The organism is Saccharomonospora halophila 8 (genome assembly GCF_000383775.1).
In the GTDB taxonomy this organism is placed as follows: Bacteria; Actinomycetota; Actinomycetes; order Mycobacteriales; family Pseudonocardiaceae; genus Saccharomonospora; species Saccharomonospora halophila.
Window position 1 is genome coordinate 4195 of the sequence record NZ_KB912568.1, and the last position, 5601, is coordinate 9795.

At 73.2% G+C, this 5601-nt stretch carries 4 protein-coding genes; 1 reads left to right on the forward strand and 3 read right to left on the reverse strand.

Translation table 11 applies throughout. From position 1 onward, the window contains the following. The first annotated feature begins 168 nt into the window (after positions 1-168). Complete coding sequence (locus SACHA_RS0116055; RefSeq protein ID WP_019811367.1) at positions 169-1080, forward strand: 2-hydroxyacid dehydrogenase; 912 nt, start codon at positions 169-171, stop codon at positions 1078-1080. Between the two features lie 62 nt (positions 1081-1142). Here the strand turns inward: SACHA_RS0116055 and SACHA_RS0116060 are convergent, their stop codons facing one another. From SACHA_RS0116060 to SACHA_RS22600, 3 genes are read right to left on the reverse strand one after another with little or no spacing between them, the layout of a single operon-like run. Continuing rightward, entirely contained in the window at positions 1143-1634 is a 492-nt protein-coding gene (locus tag SACHA_RS0116060; RefSeq protein ID WP_019811368.1) for a hypothetical protein, read from the reverse strand. 36 nt (positions 1635-1670) lie between these two features. After that, positions 1671-2036: a hypothetical protein gene (locus SACHA_RS0116065; RefSeq protein ID WP_019811369.1), complete on the reverse strand. Its 366-nt coding sequence runs from the start codon at positions 2034-2036 to the stop codon at positions 1671-1673. A gap of 1 nt (position 2037) precedes the next feature. Beyond that, positions 2038-5562, reverse strand: coding sequence for an RHS repeat-associated core domain-containing protein (locus SACHA_RS22600; protein WP_019811370.1), 3525 nt, complete (start codon positions 5560-5562; stop codon positions 2038-2040). Positions 5563-5601 lie beyond the last annotated feature (39 nt).

The following is a 5601-nucleotide window of genomic DNA, read 5'->3' on the forward strand; positions in this document are numbered from 1 at the left end:
GCACCCGGCCAGCAGCAGGACACCGCACGCCACGGCCGCGACCGGCCCCGGCCTCCCGCGAACTCGCGTGCGCACGCCGTCCAGCGTAGGCGCACGCAGGTGAACCTCCGGTAAGCGGGGCGGTGCGTGCGGTGCGCGTCCGGGGTGCGCGTCCGGCACGATGGAGGGGTGACGATCACGGTGTTGGTGCCCGACGACGACGGGATCCGGGTCCTGTCCGAGGTCGACGGCGTGTGCCCGGTGCGCTACGCCCACGACGGGCCGTTGCCGGACGCGGCGGCCGAGGCGGAGGTGCTCATCCCGGGCGCGCGGGCCGCCGAGCTGGCTCCCGTCCTGCGGTGGATGCCCCGGCTGAGGCTCATCCAGCTGCTCTCGGCGGGCGCCGAGGACTGGGCGGGCGTGCTGCCGTCCGGAGTGCTGCTGTCCACCTGTCGGGGAGCGCACGGCGGCAGCACCGCCGAATGGGTGATGGCGGCCGTCCTGTCGCTGTGCCGGGACCTCGGCCGGTTCGACGCCGCCCGGCGCCGGGGTTCGTGGGCGCCCGGGACCACCGACACGTTGCAGGGCAAACGGGTGCTCGTGGTCGGCGCGGGCGACGTGGGCCGGCAGCTCGCGCGCCGGCTCGACCCGTTCGACACCCGCGTGCGGATGGTCGGTCTCACCGCCCGCGGGGAGGTCCACGGGGTGGACGAGCTGCCCGCGCTGCTGCCCGACAGCGACGTGGTCGTGCTGTTGGTGCCGCTGACCTCCCGCACGCGCGGGATGGTCGACGAGACCTTCCTCGCCGCGATCCCGGACGGCGGGATGCTGGTCAACGCCTCGCGGGGAGCGGTGGTGGACACCGCGGCCCTGCTGCGCCACGTGACGCCCGGCAGACTGCGGGCCGCGCTCGACGTCACCGACCCGGAGCCCCTGCCATCGGAACATCCGTTGTGGACACTGCCGAACGTGCTCGTCACCCCGCACGTGGCGGGCGCGGTGCACGGGGCGCGCCGCCGGTCGTACGCGGTGGCGGCGACCGAGATCGCCCGGTACGTCCAGGGGGAACTCCCGGAGAACCTCGTCCACGGGGAGTACTGAGCACGACCCGCATGCCCCGAGGGTCGCGCGGCCCCGGTCGGCCGGGGCTCCGGCGGACGGGATCAGCGCAGGATCGACCCGCCGCCGAAGTCGTCGTCCGGGTCGCCGTCCTCCGCGTCGCCGTCGTCGCGCTCGTGTCCCCGTTCCGGTTGCGGCCGCTCGATCGCGACCGGCGGGGCGCCCGGCTCGATGATCTCGTCGAGGTCGTGGCCCTCCTGGAGCATGGTGTGCGCCTGGCGCATGCCCTCGACGCCGCCCTCCAGCGCCGCGCGCACCCCCGGGTCGTCCAGGAACCGGCCCGCGGCGAGGTCGCTCCAGGACAGCTCGCCGTCGTCGATGCGCTGCTGGAGCTCACGCAGCTCCGCGGGCGCGTTCCGGCCGCGGGCGTGCTCCTCGATCTGCTCGATGTCCTCCTGGGAGAGCCCACCCGGTGGCATCGTCTGCTGTAGTTGCTCGGCCTCGGAGACGGCACGGTCGAGGGAGAGTTCGGCCCGTTCCAGGTCGGCCATCGCCTCCTGGATCCGCGGGTCCGCCGAGGGGTCGGGCACGGTCATCGCAAGCCTTCCGTGGTCGTGGTTCTGCGGCTGTGGTCAGGTGTCCTCCGCCGCGGGGAGAACCTCGGTGAGGACGGCGTCCGCGACGGGTCTCGGACCTTCGAGGACGACCAGTTCGGCCCCCTCGCGGAGGTACGGCCGTGCCTGCTCCGGGGCGAGGAACCCGACCTTCGCCAGCTCCACCTCCCGTGGCTCGGGATCGATCCGTTGCAGCAGCACACTCATCGTCCGGGGGTCGGTGGCGGGCCACCCCGCGTCCTGTTCGACCGGATCGCCCGTCCGGAATGTCGTGGTGGAGGCGTAGACCGCGGCCGTCGGTGGGCCGGAGGCACGTCCTCCCTCCTCCACCGGAATCCACCGGACCCGGGCCGTCGCCACCGGGTTCTCGATCTCCCGCAGCACGTCACTTCCCGCCTTCCCAGATTCTGATGCCGTCGCCCTTCGCATTGATCTGTCCGACCTGGTCGCCGTCGGCGTACGCGGCCGGACCGATGCCGTCGAGATTCCCTCCCGGGTGGTGGTGGAGGTCGTCGACGACCGCCTGCGGCACGTTGGTCTCCATGGTCACACCGTCACCCTGATTGAGCACCGCGCCCCAGCGGTCCGCATGTTCGCCGTTCAGCGCGAACCACTTGCCCTCCGCGCTCCCACCACCGGACTGGAACTGGCCGGTCTCCGCGATCGAGTCGAACTCCCGGCCGTCCACGTTGCGGTAGAGAGGCACGTTGTCCTCGCAGCCCATCAGGCCGAGCGGGTCCAGCCATCGCAGCGGGTTGGGCACGAACGAGTAGTGGTTGGGGGAGGGGGCCAGGCCGAGCGGGTCCGGGGAGACGTAGCGCCCGGCATCCGGGTCGTAGAACCGGAAGTAGTTGTAGTGCAGCCCGGTCTCGGCGTCGTGGTACTGGCCGGGGAACCGCCACGGGGTGGACACGGTGTCCGCGCGCCGGATGATGCTGCGCCCCCACAACGTGGTGCGCCCCCGCCATGCGACCGCCCCCGAACCGTCCACCAGCTCGGTCGGTGTCCCGACGAGGTCGGTGACGACGGCGTAGAGGGCGTGGTCGAACCACTGCGGCACGTGCGCGGACCGGCGGCGGTGGCACTGGATCAGCGGCCGGAACCGCCGGGCCTGCCACTCCCACGTGATCGCGTCCGTGCCGTTGGAGACCTGCTCGGTGAGCCACAGCCCGTCCCAGGTGAAGTCCGTGCGCTCGGTGACGGTCGTCCCGTCCGGGGAGAGGCGGTGCTTGCCGATCCGCCGTCCGAGCGCGTCGTAGCGGTACCGCCAGCGGGTGCCGTCCGGCGTCGTGACCTCGGTGAGCTGGTCCTCGACGTTCCACAGGTAGCGCCACCGTCGCGGTGCGCCCCCGGACCCGTGGTGCCGCCGGGACACCACGCGCCCCTGCCCGTCGTACTCGTAGCCCAGGTCCGCGGTCCGGGTGAGGCGGCTGCCGTCGTAGCCGTGCTCGTCGGCGAACTCGCTGCCGTGGCTGCGCCAGGTGGCGGTGCGGATGTTGCCCGCCGGGTCGTACGTGTAGCTCTCGCGCCTCCCGTAGCCGTCGAGCGCGGTGACCCGGCCCACCGGGTCCAGCTGCAGGCGGGTGGTGCCCTCGGTGCTGTCGACGACGACCCCGGGACTCCCGTCCGGCGTGTAGCGGTAGGAACGCCGGTGCACGCTGTGGGGCTGCCCCTGGGCACCGGGTGCCTGCCCGGCGGCCGAGACCTCCTGCTCGACGAGTCGCCCGGTCCCGTCCCACTGCTGGGCGATGGTCGCTCCACCGGCGAACCGGCGTTCGGTCTCGTGTCCGCGGGGGTCGTGGTCGAACGTGACGGTGTGCCCGGACATCCGCAGTATGCGGGGAAGATCCCGGGCGTCGTAGGTCCAGGTGCTCTCCGCCCCGGTGGGCGTCACCCGGGACACCCGTCTGCCCAGTGCGTCGAACCGGGAGCGGACCGTGCGCCCGTCCACGGTCTCCGCGGTCACCCGGCCCCGGGCGTCGCGTTCGTACTCGACGGTGGTGTCCGGGTTCGTCGCGGACAGGATCCGGCCCACCGGGTCGTACCGGAAGGTGGTGACGCGGTCACCGGCGCGTCGTTCGACGACCCGGCCGAGCGCGTCGTACAGGAACCCGGTCGTCTCGCCCGCACCGTTGGTCCGCGCCGTGAGCTGTCCGGCCGCGTCGTAGGTGTAGCGCAGTTCGCGGCCGTCGAAGTCGACCTCGCGCACGACCCTGCCCGCCGCGTCCCGTTCGTAACGCCACGTGCGGCCCAGCGCGTCCGTCACGCCGGTCAGGCGCAGCCCGGCGTCGTAGGCGTAGGTCGTCCGGCTGCCGTCCGGGTTCACGCGCACCGCGGGGAGGTCGAAGGCCGTGTACCCGGTCCGGGTGGTGTCCCCGGTCGGGCCCACGTGTGCGGTCCGGTTCCCCTCCGCGTCGTAGGTCCACCGTTCGGTGTTGCCGTCCGGGCCGGTCCGCCACGTGCAGCGCCCTTCCGTGGTCCGGCCGAATCGGGTCACCGCCCCGGTCCCGTCGACGATCCGCACGACGCGGCCGACGTCGTCGCGGTCGTACCGCACGACCGTCCCCGTCGGGTCGGTCACGGCGACCGGAAGCCCGGTGGGACCGCACTCGAGGTGCCGGGTTTGTCCGAGCGCGTCCGTGACGGACGTCCGGGCCCCCCGTTCGTCGTAGGAGTACCGCGTCACCGCTCCGGTGGGGTCGGTCACCGAGATCCGGTTGCCGCGGTCGTCGTAGTCCTGCCGCCAGCACGCGCCGTCCGGATCGACGACCGTGGTCGGCAGGCCCTGCCCGTTGTACTCCGCCCGCGCCGTGCTGCCGTCGGGGCGGGTGGTGCGAATCCGGTTGCCGTCCCCGTCGTACTCGTGGGCGACGGTGCGGCCGAGCGGGTCGGTGCGCCGCACGAGCCGGTCGGCCGAGTCCCACTCGGACGTCGTGGTGTTCCCGAGTGGGTCGGTCTCGGAGAGCACGTTGCCCCGCTCGTCGAACCGGTACACCGTGGTGTTGCCGAGCGCGTCGGTGAACCGGGTGGTCCGTTCGGTGTCGTCGTAGGCGAAGGTGCCGTTGAGGTAACCGCCGGCCCCGTGGTTGGCCACGCACCGGCCCGCGTCGTCGTACAGGTAGCGGTACCAATGGCCGTTGCGGTCGGCCCAGCCGACCATCCGGTCGGCATCGTCGTACTGGAAGGTGAGTTCGCGCCCGGACGAGTTGCCTACCCCGATCAGGCGCCCCGCGTCGTCGTAGCGGTAGCGGACGAGGGTGACCGAGCCGGGATCGTCGGTGTCGGTGTCGGTGTCGGGGTCGGGGTCCCCCGTCCCGGTGCGCAGCCGCAGCGCGGTGACACGTCCCCCGTCGGCGTCCACCTCGACGTGGTGGCCGCCGGTGTGCCGCACGGCGGTCACCGTGCCGGTGGGGTCCCGGTCGATGTCGATCCGGTTGTCGTTGCGGTCGCTGATCGCACTCAACCGGCGGACGGCGTCCTGCCCGTCCGCGAAATGCAGTGTGCGCCCCGTCTCCGGGCGGGTGACGGCCCAGCCGGTCGACGTGGCGTGCAGCGGCCACCGCGGTCCGGTGACGGGCCACACCGTCTCCCCGTCCTCCGGCGGTGGGTAGACCAGCAGCATCCCGTCCTCGGTGACGAGCACCACGCCGTCGGGGTCGGACTCCAGCCGCTGGTCCAGGGTGGATGCCCAGCTCCGGCCGTGGAAGCGGCCCGCGCGGTAGGACGACACGTGCGTCCGGCGGAGCACCAGCGGCAGCACCCCGGGCAGGTCGACGTCGGTCTGGGTGAGCAGGACCTCACCACTGGCGACGTCGACCGGATCGCTCTCGCACACCCGGTTGTCCACCGGGGTCCGGGTGGCCGCGGGGTCGTCCGGACGGGCGGAACCCTCCCCACCGTGCTCGCCCATGAGGCGGTTCCCGCGGCTCCGGCCGCTCCCGCCGCTCCT

What these genes read in the sequence shown, in the direction of transcription:
- SACHA_RS0116060 (WP_019811368.1), bottom strand. Translation starts at nt 1,634, where the DNA reads ATGACCGTGCCCGACCCCTCGGCGGACCCGCGGATCCAGGAGGCGATG.
- SACHA_RS22600 (WP_019811370.1), bottom strand. Translation starts at nt 5,562, where the DNA reads ATGGGCGAGCACGGTGGGGAGGGTTCCGCCCGTCCGGACGACCCCGCG.